The organism is Pseudomonas sp. JZ114 (assembly GCF_051027705.1).
Lineage (GTDB): Bacteria > Pseudomonadota > Gammaproteobacteria > Pseudomonadales > Pseudomonadaceae > Chryseomonas > Chryseomonas luteola.
Genome location: NZ_CP069256.1, coordinates 1,989,622 through 2,010,706 on the forward strand (window position 1 = coordinate 1,989,622; position 21,085 = coordinate 2,010,706).

21 protein-coding genes and 2 pseudogenes are annotated in these 21,085 nt (G+C 57.0%); 15 read left to right on the plus strand and 8 right to left on the minus strand.

The features are described 5' to 3' along the window. Window positions 1-22 precede the first annotated feature (22 nt). Complete coding sequence (locus JQR90_RS09295; protein WP_010798181.1) at window positions 23-1,066, plus strand: EscU/YscU/HrcU family type III secretion system export apparatus switch protein; 1,044 nt, start codon at window positions 23-25, stop codon at window positions 1,064-1,066. Between the two features lie 128 nt (window positions 1,067-1,194). Here the strand turns inward: JQR90_RS09295 and JQR90_RS09300 are convergent, their stop codons facing one another. Both JQR90_RS09300 and JQR90_RS09305 read right to left on the minus strand, forming a co-directional pair. Beyond that, the gene (locus tag JQR90_RS09300) at window positions 1,195-1,572 is read right to left on the minus strand and encodes an RcnB family protein (protein ID WP_010798182.1); all 378 of its coding nucleotides are present in this window, start codon (window positions 1,570-1,572) and stop codon (window positions 1,195-1,197) included. Between the two features lie 89 nt (window positions 1,573-1,661). Beyond that, window positions 1,662-2,600 carry an AEC family transporter gene (locus tag JQR90_RS09305; protein ID WP_037030913.1) on the minus strand — a complete coding sequence of 313 codons (939 nt, stop codon included), beginning with the start codon at window positions 2,598-2,600 and terminating at the stop codon, window positions 1,662-1,664. Window positions 2,601-2,789: 189 nt separating this feature from the next. Here JQR90_RS09305 and JQR90_RS09310 point away from each other — a divergent pair, with 189 nt between their 5' ends. From JQR90_RS09310 to JQR90_RS09330, 5 genes are all read left to right on the plus strand, one after another. Next, on the plus strand, window positions 2,790-3,170 hold the full coding sequence (locus tag JQR90_RS09310) for a hypothetical protein (RefSeq protein ID WP_010798184.1): 381 nt from the start codon (window positions 2,790-2,792) through the stop codon (window positions 3,168-3,170). A 144-nt stretch (window positions 3,171-3,314) separates the two neighbouring features. Beyond that, entirely contained in the window at window positions 3,315-3,779 is a 465-nt protein-coding gene (locus JQR90_RS09315; RefSeq protein ID WP_010798185.1) for a DUF2243 domain-containing protein, read from the plus strand. A gap of 21 nt (window positions 3,780-3,800) precedes the next feature. Next, window positions 3,801-4,622 carry a cytochrome c oxidase assembly protein gene (locus JQR90_RS09320; protein ID WP_010798186.1) on the plus strand — a complete coding sequence of 274 codons (822 nt, stop codon included), beginning with the start codon at window positions 3,801-3,803 and terminating at the stop codon, window positions 4,620-4,622. Between the two features lie 79 nt (window positions 4,623-4,701). Then, complete coding sequence (locus tag JQR90_RS09325) at window positions 4,702-5,016, plus strand: hypothetical protein (protein WP_010798187.1); 315 nt, start codon at window positions 4,702-4,704, stop codon at window positions 5,014-5,016. Window positions 5,017-5,167: 151 nt separating this feature from the next. Next, a complete protein-coding gene (locus tag JQR90_RS09330; RefSeq protein WP_286790707.1) occupies window positions 5,168-6,244 on the plus strand; it encodes an alpha/beta fold hydrolase in 1,077 nt (358 codons plus the stop codon). A 1-nt stretch (window position 6,245) separates the two neighbouring features. Here the strand turns inward: JQR90_RS09330 and JQR90_RS09335 are convergent, their stop codons facing one another. Next, window positions 6,246-7,025, minus strand: a complete 780-nt coding sequence (locus JQR90_RS09335) for an IclR family transcriptional regulator (RefSeq protein WP_010798190.1) — start codon at window positions 7,023-7,025, stop codon at window positions 6,246-6,248. Window positions 7,026-7,121: 96 nt separating this feature from the next. Between JQR90_RS09335 and JQR90_RS09340 the strand changes: the two genes are divergently transcribed. The 5 genes and pseudogenes from JQR90_RS09340 to JQR90_RS09360 all read left to right on the plus strand — a co-directional run. Next, entirely contained in the window at window positions 7,122-8,654 is a 1,533-nt protein-coding gene (locus JQR90_RS09340; protein ID WP_010798191.1) for an MFS transporter, read from the plus strand. Beyond that, the gene (locus tag JQR90_RS09345; RefSeq protein WP_010798192.1) at window positions 8,651-9,682 is read left to right on the plus strand and encodes an HlyD family secretion protein; all 1,032 of its coding nucleotides are present in this window, start codon (window positions 8,651-8,653) and stop codon (window positions 9,680-9,682) included. Before JQR90_RS09340 ends, JQR90_RS09345 begins: the two co-directional genes overlap by 4 nt. Further along, on the plus strand, window positions 9,682-11,112 hold the full coding sequence (locus JQR90_RS09350) for an efflux transporter outer membrane subunit (protein WP_434140752.1): 1,431 nt from the start codon (window positions 9,682-9,684) through the stop codon (window positions 11,110-11,112). The genes JQR90_RS09345 and JQR90_RS09350 overlap by 1 nt, the downstream gene beginning before the upstream one ends. Window positions 11,113-11,435: 323 nt before the next feature. After that, window positions 11,436-12,455: pseudogene (locus JQR90_RS09355) on the plus strand (PDC sensor domain-containing protein); the annotation flags it as partial. A 384-nt stretch (window positions 12,456-12,839) separates the two neighbouring features. Further along, window positions 12,840-13,361, plus strand: a pseudogene (locus JQR90_RS09360) (methyl-accepting chemotaxis protein); the annotation flags it as partial. A gap of 189 nt (window positions 13,362-13,550) precedes the next feature. On the opposite strand, the gene JQR90_RS09365 reads toward JQR90_RS09360, so the two are convergent. The 4 genes from JQR90_RS09365 to JQR90_RS09380 are packed head-to-tail and all read right to left on the minus strand — an operon-like array spanning window position 13,551 to window position 16,728. After that, window positions 13,551-13,853 carry a hypothetical protein gene (locus JQR90_RS09365; protein WP_125912895.1) on the minus strand — a complete coding sequence of 101 codons (303 nt, stop codon included), beginning with the start codon at window positions 13,851-13,853 and terminating at the stop codon, window positions 13,551-13,553. Between the two features lie 45 nt (window positions 13,854-13,898). Further along, window positions 13,899-15,080, minus strand: coding sequence for an MFS transporter (locus JQR90_RS09370; RefSeq protein ID WP_010798196.1), 1,182 nt, complete (start codon window positions 15,078-15,080; stop codon window positions 13,899-13,901). 54 nt (window positions 15,081-15,134) lie between these two features. Next, window positions 15,135-15,899: an SDR family oxidoreductase gene (locus tag JQR90_RS09375; protein ID WP_010798197.1), complete on the minus strand. Its 765-nt coding sequence runs from the start codon at window positions 15,897-15,899 to the stop codon at window positions 15,135-15,137. A gap of 31 nt (window positions 15,900-15,930) precedes the next feature. Continuing rightward, window positions 15,931-16,728: an SDR family NAD(P)-dependent oxidoreductase gene (locus tag JQR90_RS09380; RefSeq protein WP_010798198.1), complete on the minus strand. Its 798-nt coding sequence runs from the start codon at window positions 16,726-16,728 to the stop codon at window positions 15,931-15,933. A 104-nt stretch (window positions 16,729-16,832) separates the two neighbouring features. Between JQR90_RS09380 and JQR90_RS09385 the strand changes: the two genes are divergently transcribed. From JQR90_RS09385 to JQR90_RS09395, 3 genes are all read left to right on the plus strand, one after another. Beyond that, complete coding sequence (locus JQR90_RS09385; RefSeq protein ID WP_010798199.1) at window positions 16,833-17,789, plus strand: GlxA family transcriptional regulator; 957 nt, start codon at window positions 16,833-16,835, stop codon at window positions 17,787-17,789. 323 nt (window positions 17,790-18,112) lie between these two features. Further along, complete coding sequence (gene kdgD, locus JQR90_RS09390) at window positions 18,113-19,024, plus strand: 5-dehydro-4-deoxyglucarate dehydratase (RefSeq protein ID WP_010797261.1); 912 nt, start codon at window positions 18,113-18,115, stop codon at window positions 19,022-19,024. Between the two features lie 133 nt (window positions 19,025-19,157). Beyond that, on the plus strand, window positions 19,158-20,213 hold the full coding sequence (locus JQR90_RS09395; RefSeq protein WP_010798200.1) for an Ldh family oxidoreductase: 1,056 nt from the start codon (window positions 19,158-19,160) through the stop codon (window positions 20,211-20,213). Between the two features lie 40 nt (window positions 20,214-20,253). On the opposite strand, the gene rnk is transcribed toward JQR90_RS09395, so the two are convergent. Then, on the minus strand, window positions 20,254-20,667 hold the full coding sequence (rnk, locus tag JQR90_RS09400; RefSeq protein ID WP_019365864.1) for a nucleoside diphosphate kinase regulator: 414 nt from the start codon (window positions 20,665-20,667) through the stop codon (window positions 20,254-20,256). Window positions 20,668-20,907: 240 nt separating this feature from the next. Here rnk and JQR90_RS09405 point away from each other — a divergent pair, with 240 nt between their 5' ends. Further along, window positions 20,908-21,042 (plus strand): hypothetical protein, encoded by a 135-nt coding sequence (locus tag JQR90_RS09405; RefSeq protein ID WP_010798202.1) that lies wholly within the window; start codon window positions 20,908-20,910, stop codon window positions 21,040-21,042. Window positions 21,043-21,085 lie beyond the last annotated feature (43 nt).

Here is a 21,085-nt window from a genome sequence, read left to right on the forward strand (position 1 = left end):
GGCGCTTTCAGGTAGTGGTGTCATGAGTCAGCAGACTGAGGAAAAATCCCTCCCGGCCTCAGCCAAGAAACTGCGTGATGCACGTAAGAAAGGGCAGCTACCCAAAAGCCAGGATCTGGTAACCGGTATGGTTATCCTGGCCTGCACCCTGTGCGTGGTCGTGATAGCGCCCGATATCGAGGCGCGTGTGGAGGCGCTGTTGCTTGAGGCAGGCCGAATCTACGTCGAGCCATTCACCCAGGTCTGGCCAAGGCTGCAAATGCTGGGGCTTGATGTCCTAATGGCCGCTACGTTACCGCTGTTTGCTGTCACGGTAGTCACAGTGATTCTGACGAATATTGTGGTCATGCGCGGTATGGTCTTTTCGGCCGAGCCGGTGAAGCCAACGTATGAGCGGATCGATCCGGTTGCTGGCTTCAAGCGTATTTTTTCCATGCGCAGCGTTATCGAATTTCTGAAGGCGCTTATCAAGCTCTGCGCAATGGCGGTGGCGTTCATCATCGTCTACCGGCTGGGGCTGCAACGGCTAATGGAGTCTTCCTACTGCGGTACCTCCTGCCTGTATGCCACGTTCCTGGGGCTTCTAAAACCGTTAGTCATCACGGCTATCATCGCTTTTTTGATCGTAGGCGGTTTCGATGTGCTGATGCAGCGCTGGCTCTTTGCTCGGGAAATGCGCATGACCAAGAGCGAACAGAAGCGCGAACTCAAGGACACTGACGGCAACCCGATGGTCAAGCGTGAGCGCCAACGGTTACGCCGCGACATGCAGAGCCTTTCAGCCAAGCGTGGCCTGCAGCATGCCTCGCTCATTATTGGTGCGCCTGGGCAGTGGGTCGTAGGGTTGAGATATGTCAGGGGAGAGACACCGGTGCCGGTCATCGTCTGCCGTGCAGAACCCGAGCAATCCCACCAGATGATTCAGGACGCGCAGCGGCAGCGGCTCCCTTATGCGGTCAACGGAGGACTGGCTGAGCGCATTGCCCAGCGGACAGCCGGAGAAGGGGTGCCGGAAGCGACCTTTCAGGCCGTGGCGGACATTCTGGTAGGTGCTCGCCTGATTTAGCTGATAGACAAGGGCGCAGGCTAAGGAGTAAGTCAATAAAGGCCAAACGTATGAAGAATGCAAACAATAAGGGCCGGTAACTGTTCCGGCCCCTATGCGTAGTACTGACAGGCTTGATCAGCCCGCTGTTACTTCTTCGAGTCCTGCCCTTTGACGATCTTGATGATCGCGCCTTCGGTGTCTTTCAGGAGCACATAATCGTTACCGATCTTGACCCAGTGCTGGTTCTCTTCGGGAGCGCTCAGGCCGTGGGCTTTCCAATCCTTGATTCGGTAGGTATCACGCTGATATTTATCAGGCGCTTCGCTGCCTACCTTATATTCGTTGTTGCTGTTCGGGTCCTTGACGGTGGCATCTTCTGACTGATTAGGTGCCTTTTTCATTACTTCGGACTGGTACTTGCTGTTGGAAGGCTGGTGATCGCCAGCGGCTTGCTGGGCGAAGAGGGCACCGCTTGCAAGGGATGCGCTGATGGCTACAACGGCCGATAGTGCTTTGATATTCATCTCGTCCTCCAATGATCGAGTCTACACATGAGACCTGCATTGGCTCCTGGATATCCCCAAGGCGTTTTATTTTCCGCTGCGGCCCCGCGTCACGGTGCAGGGCTGATAAACATGAGCAAAGCACTGATTGTAAAAAACGAGGCGGTTGTGGCTACCATGAGCGCAGCCGCGCAACGGCCTTCCAGTCCATAGCGTTGTCCTATGATCGGATAAATACTCATCATCGGCGCGCTGGCGAACAAAACGGCTGCGAGCTTGAGCGTTGGATCAATGGAGGGCAGCATCAGGGTCATCAGAAAGACGGCCAGCGGATGCAGAATGAGTTTGCTGCCCGCAATCCGGCCGACGTCGACCAGCATGCCTTTTGCCTTCAGGCCATACAACGTGGCGCCAATTACGAAGAGCGCAGTGGGCGCCGAGGCGTGGGCCAGCATGTCGATCACCGTATAGATCGCGATAGGCAGTTTGATCTGTAGTGCCGACAGCAGGAGCCCGACAAGAATCGCAATGATCATCGGGTTCTTGCCCAGTCGCTTGACGATGTCCAAGAGCACTTTCAACACACCGCCTTCGCTGGAGCGACTAGCTTCAGCCAGCGCCAGCGCCAATGGAATCATCAGCATGTTTTCCACCAGCATGTTGAGGGCCAACGCTACCGCAGCCGGTTGTCCCAGTACCAATACGGCAATCGGATAGCCTATGAAGCCACTGTTGGACACAGACATGCCCATGCCTGTAATGGCGCTGACATCCAGGGTCTGTTTGAGCTTGTAGCGGGTAAAGCAAAAGCCGCCGGTGAAGACTAGAAGCGATCCTACCGCGTAAGCGATGAGATAGGATTTATTGAACACCTGATCGATCGGGCTTTCGGATAACGCTCGGATGATCAGGGCCGGCATTGCGAATGTGATGACGAAGCTACCCAAACCACGGATCTGCTCCCGCACCAGAATGCCGCTCTTGGAAGCAAAAAAACCAAGACCAATCAGGATGAAGATAGGGGTCGTGATGGACAGTATCTGTAGCACGGTAACCGCTGCGTCCTTGTTGTTTTGACTCATCATGGCAGCTTGGCAGGATCAGGGCCAGGCTCGATGCCAGCGTTCTTACGGCTATGATCCGTACCGCCTTTCTTAATTCATTCAAATAATGATTAATTGCATCGAACCTGCTGCATCGAACACTGTCATAGCGCCATCATTGCATGGAGCGACTTAATGGCAACCCCAAGGAAACACCCGAATCACAGGCTGAAGGCCGCGCAAACCCTCATGTTAAGCCTGGCTTTTTTGGGTGCCTCTTTCTCCTCGATCACAGTGCATGCGGCTGAAGTTTCGTTTCGTGAAGCAGGTCCCGAGCAAACCTGGCATGTGCAGACAGACAACGTGTTGGTGCGTAAATGGCCTGTTGTGTATGACACGGCAGCGGCTCGGCGGGGGAATGTGCAGACTCGTCTGGCAGCTGGCACATCCGTACGGATAGTGGATACGCGTGAATACAAGCGCTGGAAAAAGATCCAGATCTCTACGGGTGATCAGCAGCCGGTAGAGGGATGGATTGAAAGCAAGGATGTGCATTCCGCCATACGAGTAGAGTAATAAATTGCCTGACAGGTAATTGCTGCCTGCGCTGAACCAGTGGCTTTCCTCGAACGATCCCGCTCGTCTTGCGTCTTACTTCACAGAGGTTTGTCCAGACCACTGGATAAGACGAGTGAGTGACCGAGACAAGAAGGAATGCCCATGGCTACCGGAACATCAGCCACGCTACTGGCGCGCCGATCCCTGACAGCTGCGTTGCTTATTGGGATCGGCTTCATGGCCGCCATCGATGAAATCATTTTTCACCAGGTCTTGGCCTGGCATCATTTTGTGGATCGTGGCACGGGTGCTTTCGCCTTGCTTTCCGATGGCATCCTGCATTCGGCCGAACTCATTCTGATTATTGTCGGGTTTTTCATGGTGGCCGAACTGCGGGAGCGTAAAGCCTTTGCCAAACCTCAGGCCTGGGCCGGCTTTTTCATGGGGATGGGGGCATTTCAACTGTTCGATGGCCTGATTGATCACAAAGTCCTGCGCCTGCATCAGGTCCGATACGTCGACAATTTAATGCTGTATGACCTGCTCTGGAACCTCGCGGGTATCGTATTGCTGCTGATTGGCCTTTTATTGCTGAGAAGAGCCCGACGCACCTACGTCAGCCCATAACCCCTAGGAGCCTTGCTGATAATGCATGCCTATTTCCTGGGGCCGGGCCACGTAGCGGTATTCCCGATCCTGCTGGCTATCATCGTCTGGTTGTTCTACTGCTTCGGTGTAATCTGCTTGCAGCGGCAAGGGCGGACATGGTCCGGCTGGCGTACGCTCAGCTTTGCGGTTGGCATCGTCCTGATCGTGGTCGCCTTCATGCCACCGGTATCGAGCTTTGCTCATCAGGACCTTCGCGGACATATGCTCCAGCACCTTCTGCTGGGCATGTTTGCGCCGCTGGGCCTGGTATTTGGCGCACCGGGTACGCTGGTGCTGCGCACTATACCCATTGATACGGCACGGGTACTGGTTCGCTTGTTGGCGACGCGCTTCATGCGTGTGCTGACTCATCCGATTACGGCGGCGCTTCTGGATATAGGCGGTATGTATGTTCTGTATCTGACCTCATTTTTTGCGCTAAGCCAGACCAGCCCATGGGTTCATACCTGGCTGCATCTGCACTTTATCCTGTCGGGGTATCTGTTCACCTGGGCCATTGCCGGACCTGATTCCGCGCCTCATCGGCCTACGCTGCGCCTGCGGCTGGTCGTGCTGTTCATCGCTATGGCCGCCCACGCAGGGCTGGCCAAGATCATGTATGGGTTTGGTTATCCCCATGGGCTTGGTTATGCGCTTACCGAGATCGAATCTGCCGCTCAATGGATGTACTACGGTGGTGATTTGGCAGAGGTGCTACTGGCCGTTGCGTTCTGCAGGGTGTGGTTTCGTCATCGCAAACGCCTCCAGGTCCAGGCATACAGTCATCAGCCGCTGGTTTATGGGCTGACCAGGACAGGATAAGGAGAACCTGCACATCCTTTCAGTTATCGAAGCGTTAAAGACATGCTAGATTCGCGTTCCCACGGCTAGAGGTCCCGTTGTGAAAGAAGATAAAAGCCCCCATACCCATCTTAATACCGATGAGCCCGAGCCGCCGCCCAGTAAGGCCGGTTGCCTCTGGATGACCGTCGGTGCCATTGCCTTTGCCTTCGCACTGTTTGGCGGCATGATCTATCTCTTTACCCGCGGGCCTTCGCCTCAGGTTGAAGCCAACGAACGGAGTACGATCGAAGCCTGTCATCAGCGCGCTGATGCTGCCGCCGCTGGCTCAGGGGATCGTCTCTCGATCCAGCAGGCCTGCCAGGAAATGGAAAAGCAGTTCATCAAGAAATATGGCCACGCGCCTAACCAGTAAGGTCCTACACGGCGCCTTTCAGCGTTAGGCTCCGATTATTCAGAGGGTGTTGTCTGCCTTGCCAGTACACGCCCTTTGTCGTCTCTCTGGTTCTGACCGGAACCTCCGGTCTCATATTGTGGCCCACACCTTGAACAGGTTTGGAGGTCACATGAACAAGTCATCTTTCAATTTCGACAAGAAACGCTTGATCTTGAGTAGCGTGGCGGCGGCCTGTGCACTGGCCATGCCCCGTGGAGGGCTGCGCAGTATGGTGTCGGCTGCAGCGGCGTTGGGGCTGGGTAGCGCGTTGCTCAAGCCGAGTGCCAATGAGGCGTCAATCGATGCGAATGAGCAGGCAGCGCCCGAGCTTATTCGTACAGCCCTCGTCAATGGCATCACTATGCGGTGGGAGGAGCACGGTGATTCCGACCCAGGTGCAGTACCCGTCATCATGGTACATGGTATTCCTACTCATCCACGTCTGTGGCGTTATGTGATTCCGCAGGTCTGCAAGCCGGGTGTGCGTTGCCTTGCCTGGGAGCTGGTGGGCTTTGGCTGGTCGATAGAAGAGGGCCTTGAGCGCGACATTTCGCTTCCCAAACAAGCGGACTACCTGTACGACTGGCTGCAGCACATGAACATCACCCAAGCCGTCTTCGTCGGACATGACCTCGGCGGGGGCGTACTTCAGGAACTCCTGGTCAGGCATCCTGAGCTCAGCAGCGGATTGGTGCTAGTCGATAGCGTCGCGTATGACAATTGGCCCGTTCCTACGGTGCGCTTGGCCAAACTCAAGGCGTCGGTCATCGAACAGCTTCCACCCAGTCTGTTCAAGCCACTCTTTTTAAGCGGTGTGTACAACTTAGGACACGATAACGAAGCCCGCCGCCAGGAGTCGATCAGCCTGCATTGGCAGCCGTACTCGCGAACAATCGGCCCCAAGGCCTTTGCGCATCAGATCAGTTGTCTGGACTCGAAAGACACCCAGGCACTGGCGGGGAAGCTGTCCGTCATCCGTGGGCCCAAGCGGATCGTCTGGGGAGATTCGGACTCCATTACGTTCGCTTCAGGCCAGCAGTTGGCAGCTGAGCTGAACGCCTCTCTGGTATCCATTCCCGGCGGGCGACATTTCAATCCTGAAGACCACCCGAGCATTGTCAGTCAGGCAATCAGCGAGGTGCTTCAGTTGGCCGACAAAAATGCTGGAGTCGATCCATTGGTTGCAGAAGGTGCAGAACTCGCCTGACTCATCCAGCCGGCGGATGATCGACCTGAGGGCTACGCAGCGCGTCGGCTAGTGCGTTACGGCAATCTGTTAACGCGCGGCGCAGGCCCTCGTCATTTGCCTCCATCCGCCAGGCAGGGCCAACCAGGGAAATGGCATACCGGCCTTGAGGCGTTTCAATGCCGATAGCCATGGCATGGACACCCAGCATGTGCTCTTCGCGATCATAGGAAAAGCCATCCTCCCGAATCTGCTGCAATTCATCGAGCAAGGCGGGCAGGGTGGAAAGGGTCTTGTGAGTAAGCACTTTTAGCTCGGGTCCAAGCAGCTGGGTTACTACGCCGTCCGTCATGCCCGACAGCAGCATTTTTCCACCCGAAGTAGCGTGAATGGCCAGAAAGTTACCGGGGGTGGGTGCTACTCGTAGTTCCTGACTGGATATAACCGAGTGCAGCACCATCAATTCAGCGCGATTGGCATGCACCAGTACAGCCGTCTCGCCGGTGTGCTTGGACAACTCTTCCAGAAAGGGGCGCACCCGCTGGGTGATATCGCCATGGCTCCGGGACGCCAACCGGATCAGGGCTGGTCCTAACCGCACGCCGCCAGCGCCATGAACCTCGAGCAGCTGCTCCAATGCCAGTGCATCCACCAGCCGCTGCACGGTGGAGCGGGGCAGGTCGATGCGTTTGGCGATAGCGCCAAGGCTTAGCCCTGCGGGTTCATTTTCAAGGCAACGAAGGATGGCCGCTGCCCGTGAAATGACCTGAATGGCACCACGTTCCGGCTCAGAGGTCGTCATGGATATTGTCCTGTGTATCACTGTTCGGTACACTGTACCGCATATTGCTTCTGCACCATAGGCTTAGTTTCGAGCCCTTTCGTTTCTGGAAATTCTATGTCTCCTACTGCGCCACCGGCGCCAGCTCCAGCACCCTTTGGCTGGCGTTTGGCTATTGGACTTATCGGTGTCCTGATTGCAGCGTTGACTTCAGGTCTCAACGACCGCGTAACGGAAATCGCCCTTGCAGATATACGGGGCGTATTTGGAATCGGTCATGACGAAGGCACCTGGATCAGCGCATTGTACGGAGCCGCCGAGGTGTCGGCGATGCTCATTTCACCGTGGCTGGCGGTCACGTTCTCGCTGCGCCGATTTGCTATCGGGGTAACACTGGCGTTTGCCTTCCTGGGATTGCTGTGTCCGTTTGCACCAGATCTGCCGTCGCTGCTGTTTTTACGCGTCCTCCAGGGATTGGCCGGAGGGGCGCTGCCGCCGCTCCTGATGACGGCGGCGCTACGCTTCCTGCCCTGGCATATCAAGTTGTATGGTCTTTCAGCCTATGCCCTGACCGCGACGTTCGGCCCAAACCTTGCCGTACCGCTGGCTGCCGTCTGGACGGATTATCTGGACTGGCATCTGGTGTTCTGGCAGGTGGTGCCTTCCTGCCTGATCGCCGCCGCCTGTATCGCTTATGGCTTGCCGCAGGACCCGCTGCGTCTTGAGCGCTTCAAACAAGCCGACTGGCTGGGTGCACTGCTTGGGTGTGGCAGTGTGGCTATGTTTGTGATTGCCCTGATGCAGGGGGAGCGGCTGGACTGGCTGGCTTCGCCACTGATCCGCACGTTGTTCATCGGCGCTGCCATCCTGTTTCCTCTGTTTCTGATCAACGAGTGGTTTCACCCGCTTCCGCTGGTAAAGCTGCAACTGCTCAGTCGACGCAATTTCTCATTCGGCATCGTTACGCTGGCCAGTTTTCTGATCCTGGGCATGTCGGGTGTGGCGATTCCGTCCGCTTATCTTGCCCACGTGCATGACTACCGTCCCCTGCAAACCATGCCGATTGCTCTGATGATCGCCTTGCCACAGCTTCTTATGGCGCCATTGGTAGCCACTGTCATCAATCGCAACTGGGTGGACTCCCGTTGGGTCATTGCCTGTGGCCTTGGCCTGATGACGCTGGCTTGTCTGGGTGGCTCCCAACTGACAAGCGATTGGATTCGGGACGATTTCTATACCTTGCAAATCCTGCAGACCCTGGCGCAGCCGATGATTGTGGTTCCGCTGCTCATGTGCGCCACGGGTGTGGTACAGCCTATTGAAGGTCCTTTTGCCTCCGCCACCGTCAATACCGTACGGGGTCTTTTCTCTGTAATCGGTGCGGCGCTGCTGGAGCATTTCATCACGGTGCGTGAGCACTTTCATTCTAATGTCCTGCTTGACCGGCTCGGGTCGGCGCAGGCCCAGCTATTACCTCTGCTGACCAACGATTCGATGTCGGCCTTGAGCCACCGCGTTCGCGAGCAGGCCTTCGTTCTGTCGTTCAGCGACGCCTATCTGGCTCTGATCGGCGTCGCGGCATTCATGCTGCTGGTCCTGCTGACCCTGCCCAAGCGGGCTTATCCACCTCAACCTCCGGTAATGCCATGAGTCATAAAACCGCGTTTTCTCTTGTCGGCGTCGCCGTTGTGCTTGGCGCCCTGTATGCCTGTGTCCATGTCGCTCAGAATGATGGAACGCAAAGCACAGACGATGCTTTTATCACCGCTGATTCAGTACTGGTCGCGCCCAAGATCGCAGGTATGGTGTCCGAGGTGCTCGTCTCGGATAACCAGCCAGTCAAGGCAGGCCAATTGTTGGCCCGTATCGATGACCGGGATTTCGTGGCGGCGCAGGCTTCGGCTCAGGCGGCGGTGAAGGCTGCTGCGGCCGAGGTGGCCAACCTGACTGCTGAAATCGATCGTCAGGCTGCCATCATCGATCAGGCGGCGGCGACGGTGCGTGCCACCGATGCATCGCTTACATTTGCCCAAGCCAATGCCAAGCGCTATCGCAACCTGTCCAAGGCAGGGGCCGGTACCGTCGAGGAGCAGCAGAAGGCTGAGGCCGAACTCCTGCAATGGCAGGCCGCCAGGGATCGTGACAGTGCAGCCCGCGTCGCGGCCCAGAAGCACTTGGCCGTACTCAAGGCGCAGCGCGATGTCGCAATAGCCACCCAGGCAAAGGCCGAAGCTGCACGCGAACAAGCCGACCTGAATGTGTCATACACTCATATTGTAGCGCCTCGCGATGGCGTGATTGCCCAACGCTCGGTTCGGGTAGGTGCCTACGTAGCGCCGGGCAAACCGTTGCTTGCCGTGGTACCGGTCAGTGAAGCCTATGTGGTGGCGAATTTCCGTGAAACACAGCTGGGAAGGATGCAGGCCAATCAGCCGGTCGATGTGCGGGTCGATGTTTTCCCGGATCAGGTCCTGCATGGCCATATCGACAGTCTCGCACCCGCTACGGGTCTTGCGTTTTCAGCGATTGCACCCGATAACGCCACCGGCAACTTTACCAAGGTCGCCCAGCGGGTCCCGGTCAAGATCGTGTTCGAGCCTGATCAGCCAGCCGTTGCCAATCTGCGTGTAGGGTTGTCGGTGGTGGCGACTGTTAATACTCAGGGAGAGGTTCACTGATGCGCCGCTCTCTATTGGCTATCACGTTGGCCGTGCTTTCCGGGTGCAGCGTGGGACCTGATTTTCATAGACCTGAGGCGGTCCTGCCCGAGGCTTGGCAAGGCCCGTCACAGGCCGTTGGCAGCGTGACGGTTAGCCATCCTATTGAAAAGGCGTGGTGGACACAGTTTAACGATCCACTCCTGACCTCACTCGTTGAGCGGGCCGCCTCCACCAACCTGGACCTGGCTCTTGCCAGCAGCCGCTTCGAGCAGAGTCGTTCGCTGCTGCAGATTGCCGGTGCGGATGTACTGCCAGACGTCTCGGCTACAGGAGGCTACCAGCGTGCACGCAACAGCGAGCAAGGCCTTATGGATGCCTCGGGCAATAATGGAAAGTCCGACTTCAATCTTTGGCAGTACGGCCTCAAGGCGAGCTGGGAGGTAGACCTTTGGGGCCATGTCAGGCGTACCCTGGAGGCTGCCAACGCAGGCGTTGCCTTGAGCGAGGCTGAACGGAATGGCGTCGCCTTGAGCATTGCGACAGAAACCGCAGCGGATTACCTGCGCCTGCGGGGTATTCAGGCAACGTTGGCGGTTACCCGGCAGAACCTGGATATTGCCAGGCAAAGTCAGGCACTTACCAAAACCCGTTTTGAGAATGGTGTAACAACCAACCTGGACACTGCCAACTCGGCTGCCCAGGTGGCCACGATCGAAGCCCGTATTCCGTTGCTGGAGGCAGAGGAGGCCCGTCTCATCAATGCCTTGAGTTATCTGCTTGGCCAGGAGCCCCATGCGCTCGGCCAGGAGTTGGGGCAGCCGCGAGACTTGCCAGAGCCGCCGTCGGCCGTACCGGTGGGGTTTCCGTCGGAGCTTGCCCGTCGTCGTCCGGATATCCAGAAGGCCGAAGCAGCTCTGCATCAGGCTACAGCAGCCGTAGGCGTGGCCCAAGCGGATTTCTATCCACGCATCAGCCTGGGCGGCAATTTTGGCTTCCAGGCACTAGAAGGCTCTAATCTCGGGTTATGGAGCGCCCGCCAGTTCTCGATCGGTCCCAGCCTTTACCTGCCTGTTTTCCAAGGTGGACGCCTGACCGGCACGTTGGAGTTGCGCGAACGTCAGCAGCAGGAAGCGGCTTTGAATTACCGACGCACCGTATTGGCTGCCTGGCATGAAGTAGACGATGCACTGACATCCTACAGTGCTGAGCAACGTCACCATGCGGCGCTTGCACAAGCGGTCAGTCAGAACCGTATCGCGCTGGAAACAGCCCAGGCGCGCTACAAGGAAGGCGCCATTGATTTCATCAACGTGCTGAATGTCCAGCGTGAGCTGATCCAGACTCAAAGCGCCTTGGTGGACAGTGCCACCCGCGTCTCGACGGATCTGGTGCAGGTGTACAAGGTATTGGCCGGTGGATGGCCGAAGTCTTCGGGCCATCAAGGTTAAACCGTAACCCTGCAATAGGAATGTTTAAATCCTTCATAGGAATAATCTAATCAAGCGCAGCGGGAGTAGGCCGATAGCAAAGGCATCAATTTAATCAGGCCTTTACTATGTTCAACCGTCTTTCAATCCAGCTGAAGATCACTGCGCTGGCAGGCTTATGCCTGCTGGCTATTGTGACACTGCTAGTCGGTGCGTCTCTTTACCAGGCCAAGCGTAGCGGTGAGGTGGTCAAGCAGACCAGTTCCAGCATGCTTGAGCAGTCCGCGGAGCTTCGCTTGCAAACCTCAGGCGAAGCCCAGGCGCTGCGCATCCAGCGAGACTTCATGAGTGCCTATCACTACGGACTGGGCCTGGCAGGCCAGGTCAAGTTGCTGAGTGAGCAGCAGGCAAGAGGGGCTATCAGTGCCCGTGAATTGCGTCAGGAGCTGGTTGAGGTAGTGGGCAACGCACTCAAGGCACGCCCTGACCTGTTGGGGCTGTACATTGCCTTCGAACCCAACGCGCTAGACGGACAGGACAGACAGTTCATCAATGCGGAAGAGGAAAGCAGCAACGCAAGTGGCCGTTTTGCCTTGTACTGGTCTCAAGGGGAGCCGGGAACATTCGATTTCGAATCAATGACCGAAGAAGAGCTTACCAAGACGACTCCCGGGCCGAGTGGTGCAGCCTATAACGCTTGGTACACTTGTCCTCGTGATACGCGTAAGGCCTGTCTGCTGGACCCTTATTTCGATGAGGTGAATGAGCAGCAGGTCCTGATGACCAGCATCGCCCTGCCTATTGAGCAAAACGGCAAGGTGACCGGTGTTATCGGCATTGATATCAGCCTGAACACACTTCAGCAGATTGCCGAAAAAGCCAGCGACAAGCTGTACAAGGGGGAGGGCGAGGTCAGCATCATCAGCCCAGCTGGTCTCCTGGCGGGTCATAGCCTGGATGCCAAGCGGTTGGGAGAGTCCCTGGACAAGATCTATGCCAGTCAGGCAGGTGAGCTGAAGCAGGCTTTGGCGACAGGCGAGTCTGCCATGTTGTCCCATGATGATCTGGTACGTGTCATCGAGCCAATCAGGCCCATCCCGGAAGCCAAGCCGTGGGGCATCCTGCTTGAGGCGCCCAAGAAGCTGGTTCTGTCCCGTGCCATTCAACTATCCGATGAGCTGGACGAGCGGCGCGTTTCCGACAGTGTGTTCTCGGTTGTGGTGGGCCTGATTGCGGTGCTGAGCGGTCTGGTATTGATGTGGTTCGCTGCCCGCAGCGTAACCCGGCCGATTCTGGCCGTTGCCGCCATGCTCAAGGACATCGCCAGTGGTGAAGGTGACCTGACCCGCCGCCTGGGATATGCCAAGCAGGACGAATTGGGACAGTTGGCGGGCTGGTTCAACCGGTTCCTCGACAAGCTCCAACCCATTATTGCGGACGTAAAGCGCTCGGTTCAGGATGCGCGCACAACGGCGGACCAGTCTGCGGCCATTGCGACTCGTACAAGTGAGGGCATGCAGCACCAGTTCCATGAGGTGGAGCAGGTTGCAACGGCATCTCACGAGATGAGCGCCACGGCCCATGACGTTGCTCGCAACGCTGCACAGGCCGCAGAGGCTGCACGTGGGGCCGATCATGCGACCCATGAAGGTCTGGACATCATTACCGAGACCACGCGCAGCATCGAAAAGCTGGCAGCTGATATGAGCGCGTCCATGAGTCAGGTCGAGGGTCTGGCGGAAAGCAGCGAGCAGATTGGCAGCGTTCTGGAGGTCATCCGGGGAGTTGCCGAGCAGACCAATCTGTTGGCGCTGAACGCTGCCATCGAAGCGGCACGGGCTGGTGATGCGGGCCGTGGCTTTGCGGTCGTGGCCGATGAGGTGCGTGGCCTTGCCAAGCGGACCCAGGAGTCGGTCGAGGAGATTCGTCAGGTGATCGAAGGGTTGCAAAAGGGCACGCGGAACGTAGTGGATTCCATGCACGATGGTCACCGGCAGGCTCAGGGTAACGTCGAGCATGTAGGTAAAGCCGTGTCGGCCCTGCGTCAGATTGGTGATGCCGTCTCGGTCATTACCGAAATGAACCTGCAGATCGCCAGCGCTGCTGAAGAGCAAAGCGCCGTGGCAGAAGAAATCAACCGTAACGTCAGCGGTATCCGTGAGGTCACGGAGTCGCTTTCAGAGCAGGCGGAAGAGTCCGCTCGGGTCAGCCAGTCGCTGAATGCGCTGGCCAACCATCAACAGACCCTAATGGATCAGTTCAAGGTGTAACCGCAAAGGCCGCCCTCCGGGGCGGCTTTTCATTTTTGACCGTCTTTTACGGTGCCGTACTATCCCGCCTGCATCTGGTATACAAACTTCCACTCCTTGGTTACGGACATGCTGAGCCGATCGTAGGGCCGCTTGGCTGGGTTGTTCTAGAGTACGGTCAAGACCACCGGTATGGATGCACATCGCGCTTCACGCAACAGATTTGTCACCAGGGTAGTGGCAATACCGTTGCCCTGTTGCTCCGGGATGATTTGGAGCTGAAGCAGTTTCCACGTACTGTCTGATTTCACTACCTTGATGAGCCCCTATGGGTGTGTTCTCAAGCACTATCAGTTGGCCACTTTCAAGGTGCGCCAATACCCGGGCCTTATGCTCTTCCTCGGAGCGCTGCATACCGGCTGCCACTTCATGAGGTACAAGCACGCGTCTCCTCAAACCAAGAGGAAAAGACACATCTGCTTCTGATATCGGCTTGAGGGTCAGCGTATCCATACGGCTCTTCTACGATGGGTCGTTGTGGTTAACCTTTCATACGATTTACGCCACTGGAATAGCAGCCTTAGTCTGACTGTATGACACCACAAGGCAGACAGTTGCCATAACAAAGAACAGTAATGAGGCGCTTAGCACGCCCGTATAGCCATAGGCAGGATAGACCCAGCCCGCCACCGCCGATCCAAATCCAATGCCGCAAAACATGAAGGAAGCCGTCAGCGCCAGGGCGATACCGCGTCGTTCCGGCATACGCTCGACTACCCGCCGTTGCTGTGAAGGCCATACCATGTCCGTAGCGAATGCCCACAGAACCAGCACAGGCAGCAGCCAGCCCAGGTGAGCGGGACCGTATCCCAAGAGTAGAAGCGTTACGGCCAGGAGGCTGATTCCGGACAGAAGCATATGCTCTGCACTGTAACGTCCGGCAGCCCGTGTCACGAACAGGTTGCCTGCTACGCCCGCTATGCCCAGCACGGTCAGGGCAACAGACACGTCCTCTGGCCCACCGTGATACACATCGCGGATGATGGGGGACAGAAACGCATAGGTAGAAAACACGCCTGAAGTGATGAAAAACACCACCAGAAAGGTACTGAGCGAACCAAGGCGTGTGAGCAGGGATACAACCGTTGAAACCGCGATGCGCTCACCTTGCACATAGTCGGGAACGAATCGGGCAATCAGAAGGGCAGTCATGAAGCCCGCGACGCTCAGCATCAGATAAAGCGAGCGTACGTCCCAATGCTGAGCGATCCAGGCGGCCAAGGGAATGCCTGCCATCCCGGCCACGCTCAATCCCAACAATACCATGGCAATGGCGCGGCCTTGCTGGGCCCGGTCAACCAGGGCTGAGCCCAGTGCACCCAATACCGGACCGATAAAGCCTGCGCCCAATCCCATAAGAACGCGAGCCAGCACCAGCACGCCGTAATTTGGCGCCAGTGCGAATAGAAGCGAAGCGCTGCTGAAAAGGCCCAGGCCAAGCAGAACCTGCCGCCGTCTGGGTAGATGTCCCAGAACGACCTGCAGCAGGGGCGCAGCCAGGGCAAAGGTGATGCCGAAGAGGGAGATCAGGTACGCGCTTTGGGTATCGGTCAGCAACCATTCCTGGGAAATCTGCTGCAGACAGCCAACCACGGACAAAGCACCTACCGCCTGGACGAAATACGCAAAACTCAAGGATCGCAATGCAAGCAAGGTGGGTGGCGCGATAAGACCTTTCATGAGCGTCTCCAGTGAATCACCCAGGCCACCCGTGACGAGTGGCCTGGGGCGTATTCAGCCGACAGGAATAGGGTTGGCAATCAGGGCCTGGTTGAATTGCTCTACCAACGCATGCTCATTGGGGCCGGGATTGGCGCGGAAGGCCGCAACACGATCGACAATGACTTCCGTTTCAGCGCTTTGCAGCTTCTCCAGAATCTCCGTAATGAATTCATCCAGCGGCATGGCGCGTGGATCACCACTCTTGTGAGTGAGATCGGTATCGACCCATGGCGGTGCGATTTCCAGCACCTTTACTGACGTATCCCGAAGCATGAAGCGCTGCGACAGGCTATAAGAGTGAATCGCCGCCTTGGTGGCGGAGTACAGTGCGGTAACTGCCAGCGGTACATAGGCCAGAATCGAACTGTTGTTGATGATGTACGCTTCGGGCTGCCGCTTTAGATGTTCTACAAATGCAGCACTGACCCTGACCGGACCCAGGAGGTTGGTCATGAGCAGCTGCACCGCCTGTTCATCGTCCAGTGCGCCGGAGGCCGCATTATCGAACGGCATGACGCCAGCATTGTTGATGATGACGTTAAGGGTAGGGTGGCGCTTGATGACTGTTTGGACGACGGCTTTGATCTGTTCCGGATCGTTGATATCCAGCGCGATGGTATCGATACCGGGATTAGCCCTGGCGACTTCATCGAGCAGTGCTTGGCGTCTGCCCGCAACGATAACCTTGTTCCCGCGTTGATGAAAGGCTTCGGCCAGTGCACGACCAATGCCAGACGTACCGCCAGTGATGAAGATAGTGTTTCCGCTTGTGTTCATGGTGAAGTCTCCTGGTTGAATGTAGAAGTGATCAGTACGAGGCGTAGCGGGAAGCAGGCGTATTGCTGGAGAGCTGCGTGGCCAGGGCCTGGCGGGCCGCTTCAAGGGCTTCCCAGCGTTCGAGGGCGTGCAACGAAGGAATGGTGATCAGCTCGCCCTGGTCAAAGCCGGCCAGCGCTGCTTTCACCAGGTCTTCCGGTGACATGACGATGCGTTTGTCGAGGTTTTCCAGCGGCAGACCGCCGATATCCCAGAATTCAGTGGCCGTAGCGCCGGGCAGGACGGCCTGTACGCGGATGCCTTTGTCGGCCAGTTCATGGCTCAGAGACTGAGAGAACGCCGTCACGTACGCCTTGCTGCCGCCGTAGACGCCATTGAGGATCTCTGGTGCAAGGCTGACGATGGAGGAGATATTGATAATGGCGCCCTTGCCGCGGTGGACGAATCCCGGAACGGCAGCGTAGGTAAGGCGAGTGAGTGCCGTCACGTTCAGGTAAATCATTCGCACCATCTGCTCGATATCGCTCCCAAGTAATGGGGTGTGAGTACCGATTCCCGCGTTGTTCACCAGAAGAGTGATGCTGGCGTCTTCCTTGAGCTTTGCCTCAACGGCTGCTAAAGATGATTTATCGTTGAGATCGGCAGGCAGGACCTCCACGGCTCGTCCGGTCAGCGTGGCAATGCGCTCGGCCTGAGTGTTGAGTCGCTCACGGTTGTGGGCAACCAGAATCAGGTCATAACCGCGACGGGCCAATTGCTCGGCATATACCGCGCCGATACCGGAAGAGGCGCCAGTGATGAGTGCAGTGCCTTGATGAAGAGTGTTCATGATGCTGCTCCGTTTGGGTGGGTGTGGAGGCATCATGCAGTGAATTGACCGCGACCTAAATGACGTTTATGGTGCGTTTTCAGGACATCGTCAGGGAGACGATCATGCACCGGGTAGGCTACATGCTGTCAAACGGGTTCCAGATCCTTTCACTGGCGACGCAAACGGTTTTCGAATATGCCAACGTGGTGGCAGGCGAGCCGTTCTACGAAGTCGAGAACTTCTCGCTGGAGGGCGGCGAGGTCCGCTCCTCGCTTGGCCTGACGGTGGGTTCTCGGGCACTCGGGCCCGATAGCCAGGCGGATACCTGGATCGTGGCGGGGGTAAACAATCCACTGGCTGGACCATCACCTGACGCTGTGCTTGGTTTTATTCAGGACGCCAGTACCCAGGCGCGCCGGATGACCGCAATCTGTACCGGTGGCTTTGTACTGGCGGAAGCTGGATTACTGGCGGGACGACGTGCGACCACCCACTGGGCATATGCACGGGAGTTGCAGCGGCGTTATCCTGAGATCCGTGTCGAGGAAGACCGTATTTATATCACGGACGGTCCGATGTGGACGTCAGCCGGGATGACGGCAGGGCTTGATCTGACGCTTGCAATCGTGGAAAAGGATTTGGGTAATGAGGTTGCCCGGTCGGTAGCACACAAGCTGGTCATGCACCAACGACGTGCCGGTGGTCAGAGCCAGCATTCCGAAATGCTAAACCTTGCACCTAAGTCTGATCGTATCCAGAACGCCCTGAACTATGCCCGACAACACCTGAGCCGCCCTTTGAGCGTGGAAGAGCTGGCCGAATCCGTTCACCTCAGCCCGCGTCAGTTCAGCCGTGTCTTTACTGCGGAAACCGGCCAATCACCTGCCAAGGCTATCGAGAGTCTTCGCCTGGAAGCGGCTCGACTCATGATCGAGCAAAGTCGTCATTCATTAGATGTGATTGCCAAGGAAACCGGCTTTCGTGATCGCCGCCATATGCGAGAGGCCTTTATACGCGGCTTCGGCATGCCACCACAGGCAATACGGCGAGGTAATGCGATGACTGAAGAGATGCTCTGAAGGGAAGGGCGCATACAGCCGTGCGGCAAGATGCTTGGCAATATTCAATCGGTTGGAAGCATAAAAAGGACTGGGAATAAGCCAACTCTACCGATTTGAATAAAAACGGTTAGGCTCTTCATGCAGCCAAGCCATGACGCCTATTAGCCCTGTAATTGTAAGAAATTGTTCTGTTGTTTCAGCCACTTGCTCTAGGTTGCGCCTTTCCAGTCAGACATAGACTCTCATCTAGGTTGCACTTTACTTTCTATAGTCATACGATGTCGTACAACAAGTAACGGTTATTCCTTAGCCACGTACGCCATCAAGCAAGGTGCAACAAAATGACTCCACAAGAACTCAAGCACACCCTTTCATCCGGATTGCTGTCCTTTCCGGTAACCGATTTCGATGCGCAGGGCGACTTCCGCCGCGATACCTATATCAAGCGCCTGGAATGGCTGGCGCCCTACGGTGCCAGCGCCCTGTTTGCGGCTGGCGGCACCGGTGAGTTCTTCTCGCTGGACCAGAAGGAATACTCCGACATCATCAAAACGGCCGTGGACACCTGCAAGGGCATGGTCCCGATCCTGGCCGGTGCCGGTGGTCCGACCCGCGTAGCGATCCAGCAGGCTCAGGAAGCCGAGCGCCTGGGCGCCCAGGGCATCCTGCTGCTGCCGCACTACCTGACCGAAGCCAGCCCTGAAGGCGTGGCCGCGCACGTCGAGGCAGTGTGCAAGTCCGTCAAGTTTGGCGTGGTGGTGTACAACCGTAACGTCTGTCGCCTGAAGCCTGACCAGCTGGAAATGTTGGCCGAGCGCTGCCCCAACCTGATTGGTTTCAAGGATGGCATGGGCGATATCGAGCTGATGGTCTCCATCCGCCGTCGCCTGGGTGATCGCTTCACCTACCTGGGTGGCCTACCGACCGCTGAAGTCTACGCCGCGGCCTACAAGGCGCTGGGTGTACCGGTGTACTCCTCGGCGGTGTTCAACTTTGTTCCCAAGACGGCCATGGACTTCTACAAGGCCATCGCTGCGGATGACCACGAGACCGTGGGCAAGCTGATCGATGATTTCTTCCTGCCATACCTGGACATCCGTAACCGCTGCGCAGGCTATGCGGTAAGCATCGTCAAGGCGGGTGCGAAGATCGCAGGGTACGATGCCGGTCCGGTACGCGCACCGTTGACCGACCTCAAGCCTGACGAGTACGAGCGTCTGGCTGCGCTGATGGACAAACTCGGTCCGCAGTAAGGCTCTGTGAGTGGGCTGGCCTCTTAGGCTGGCCCACCAGTTAATAAACCTGCAAGACTGGCCGCCTGCCTGGCCATTTCCATAACCCATTTCAAATGCTTCTCTGACACGACAATTCTAAAAAGGAGAATCCATGACTGCCTCAAGCGCTTCCCAGACCCATGCTTCTGGGCAAGACACGGTTCACCTTACGCTTGATGACGTACGGGCACTGGCGACGCGTGTGCTCCAACACTATGACTTTACCGCACCTCATGTCCGCTACGTTACCGAAACGTTAGTGGCTGGCGAGCGCGATGGATGTTCATCCCATGGTCTGTATCGGCTGTTGTCCTGCATCAATACCTTCAAGGCAGGCAAGGTCTCTCCGGATGCCGAGCCAGAACTGCATGACATGGCGCCCGCTCTGGTACGTATCGATGCCAAGGGTGGCTTTTCGCAAGTCGCTTACCAGATGGCACTGCCACATCTGATCCAGAAAGCCAATACACTGGGTATTGCTGCATTGGGCATCAACCATTGCGCTCATTTCTCAGCCCTATGGGCAGACATCGAACCGCTTACGGATGCCGGTCTGGTTGCCTTGGCCTGCACGCCCAGCCATGCCTGGGTGATGCCTGCCGGTGGGAGCAAACCACTTTTCGGAACCAACCCTTTTGCCTTTGGCTGGCCTCGTCCAGACAAGCCGGCATTTATCTTTGATTTTGCGACCAGCATGGTGGCGCGGGGTGAAATTGAGCTGCATCGCCGCGCTGGCAAGCCTATTCCTGAAGGCTGGGGCGTAGACGCCGAAGGCAGACCTTGTACCGATCCGGCCACCGTGCTCGACAAGGGCGCCATGCTGACGTTCGGAGGGCATAAAGGCTCGGCTCTGGCCGCAATGGTGGAGCTGATCGCTGGCCCCCTGATCGCCGACATGACCAGTGCCGAGTCGCTGGCATTTGATAACGGCGCACGGGTTACTTCCATGGGAGGCGAGCTGATTATTGCTATCGATCCGCAACGCTTCCTGGGTGAGCAGGCTGAGACCGAGCTTGCCCGTGCCGAAAAGCTGTTCGAGTCCATGGTGGCCCAGGGCGCGCGTCTACCTTCGCAGAGGCGTTATCAGGCTCGTGAAAAAAGCCTGCGTGAAGGGGTCTGGATACCCAAGGCACTCTACAACGATATCCAGGCGCTGCTAAGCGCTTGATCCGGCAGGAGGAGCACACCTGATGCTCCTCCTGACCTGCCTACCGGTGATATTGCCCGGCCTGTTCAGGCTGAAAGGGGATATCCATGATCCTGACCTTGAGCATTCCTTTGCCTGGGGTCGGCCACTCAATGTAGTCCCCGATGGACAGCCCCAGCAGCGCACTGCCTACCGGGGCGAGGATAGAAACCTGCCCCGAATCGCCTGCAAGATCCTTGGGATACACCAGTGTCTTGCAGAATTCCTCACCAGTTGCGTCCATGCGAAAGCGCACGGTTGAATTCATGGTGACGACCGTAGGCGGTATCTCATGCGGATCGACAATATCAGCTCGACCAAGCTCCTCCTGTAAGGCGGTTTGCATGGAGTGTTCGCTGGCCGGCAGGGACTCGAGCAAATCTTCTATCCGCTCAAGGTCCAGTGAGGACACGACAATATCCGGTTTCATGGTCATAAAGGCTCTTGTTGAAAGTGTGCATCCTGTTGTGAATGCTGGGGAAATAACGTCTTGCACGGAATCGAGTATGGACCGCTTATCCGCTTTCAACTACCTGAAACCATTAACGCCTGTTTCTGTAGACAGTGCGATCCCTTGCAGGGAGGAGGCGTGCTGAACAGGCTTTTGCGGTTTACAAGCGTTTGTTGAACGCATGGCCTGATCAGGTATCAGATGACAAACACGCAGAGGTGATTTATGAGCAACCCGGAAAACATGCCTGATCAAGGCCAGACGCCTGATGAATATGATGAATACGGTGACGTTCCTGATACCCAAGACACGCCTAACATGGATGAAAGACCAGACGTGGACGACAGTCCGTTAGGGTGATACTGGGCTAGCAAGACCTGGGCAGCCGTCAAGGGCGGTTGCA

Excerpts from the sequence above, each read along its gene's own strand:
- JQR90_RS09295 (WP_010798181.1), top strand. The coding sequence starts at position 23 with ATGAGTCAGCAGACTGAGGAAAAATCCCTCCCGGCCTCAGCCAAGAAA.
- JQR90_RS09300 (WP_010798182.1), bottom strand. The coding sequence starts at position 1,572 with ATGAATATCAAAGCACTATCGGCCGTTGTAGCCATCAGCGCATCCCTT.
- JQR90_RS09310 (WP_010798184.1), top strand. The coding sequence starts at position 2,790 with ATGGCAACCCCAAGGAAACACCCGAATCACAGGCTGAAGGCCGCGCAA.
- JQR90_RS09315 (WP_010798185.1), top strand. The coding sequence starts at position 3,315 with ATGGCTACCGGAACATCAGCCACGCTACTGGCGCGCCGATCCCTGACA.
- JQR90_RS09320 (WP_010798186.1), top strand. The coding sequence starts at position 3,801 with ATGCATGCCTATTTCCTGGGGCCGGGCCACGTAGCGGTATTCCCGATC.
- JQR90_RS09330 (WP_286790707.1), top strand. The coding sequence starts at position 5,168 with ATGAACAAGTCATCTTTCAATTTCGACAAGAAACGCTTGATCTTGAGT.
- JQR90_RS09335 (WP_010798190.1), bottom strand. The coding sequence starts at position 7,025 with ATGACGACCTCTGAGCCGGAACGTGGTGCCATTCAGGTCATTTCACGG.
- JQR90_RS09340 (WP_010798191.1), top strand. The coding sequence starts at position 7,122 with ATGTCTCCTACTGCGCCACCGGCGCCAGCTCCAGCACCCTTTGGCTGG.
- JQR90_RS09345 (WP_010798192.1), top strand. The coding sequence starts at position 8,651 with ATGAGTCATAAAACCGCGTTTTCTCTTGTCGGCGTCGCCGTTGTGCTT.
- JQR90_RS09350 (WP_434140752.1), top strand. The coding sequence starts at position 9,682 with ATGCGCCGCTCTCTATTGGCTATCACGTTGGCCGTGCTTTCCGGGTGC.
- JQR90_RS09365 (WP_125912895.1), bottom strand. The coding sequence starts at position 13,853 with ATGGATACGCTGACCCTCAAGCCGATATCAGAAGCAGATGTGTCTTTT.
- JQR90_RS09370 (WP_010798196.1), bottom strand. The coding sequence starts at position 15,080 with ATGAAAGGTCTTATCGCGCCACCCACCTTGCTTGCATTGCGATCCTTG.
- JQR90_RS09375 (WP_010798197.1), bottom strand. The coding sequence starts at position 15,899 with ATGAACACAAGCGGAAACACTATCTTCATCACTGGCGGTACGTCTGGC.
- JQR90_RS09380 (WP_010798198.1), bottom strand. The coding sequence starts at position 16,728 with ATGAACACTCTTCATCAAGGCACTGCACTCATCACTGGCGCCTCTTCC.
- JQR90_RS09385 (WP_010798199.1), top strand. The coding sequence starts at position 16,833 with ATGCACCGGGTAGGCTACATGCTGTCAAACGGGTTCCAGATCCTTTCA.
- kdgD (WP_010797261.1), top strand. The coding sequence starts at position 18,113 with ATGACTCCACAAGAACTCAAGCACACCCTTTCATCCGGATTGCTGTCC.
- JQR90_RS09395 (WP_010798200.1), top strand. The coding sequence starts at position 19,158 with ATGACTGCCTCAAGCGCTTCCCAGACCCATGCTTCTGGGCAAGACACG.
- rnk (WP_019365864.1), bottom strand. The coding sequence starts at position 20,667 with ATGACCATGAAACCGGATATTGTCGTGTCCTCACTGGACCTTGAGCGG.
- JQR90_RS09405 (WP_010798202.1), top strand. The coding sequence starts at position 20,908 with ATGAGCAACCCGGAAAACATGCCTGATCAAGGCCAGACGCCTGATGAA.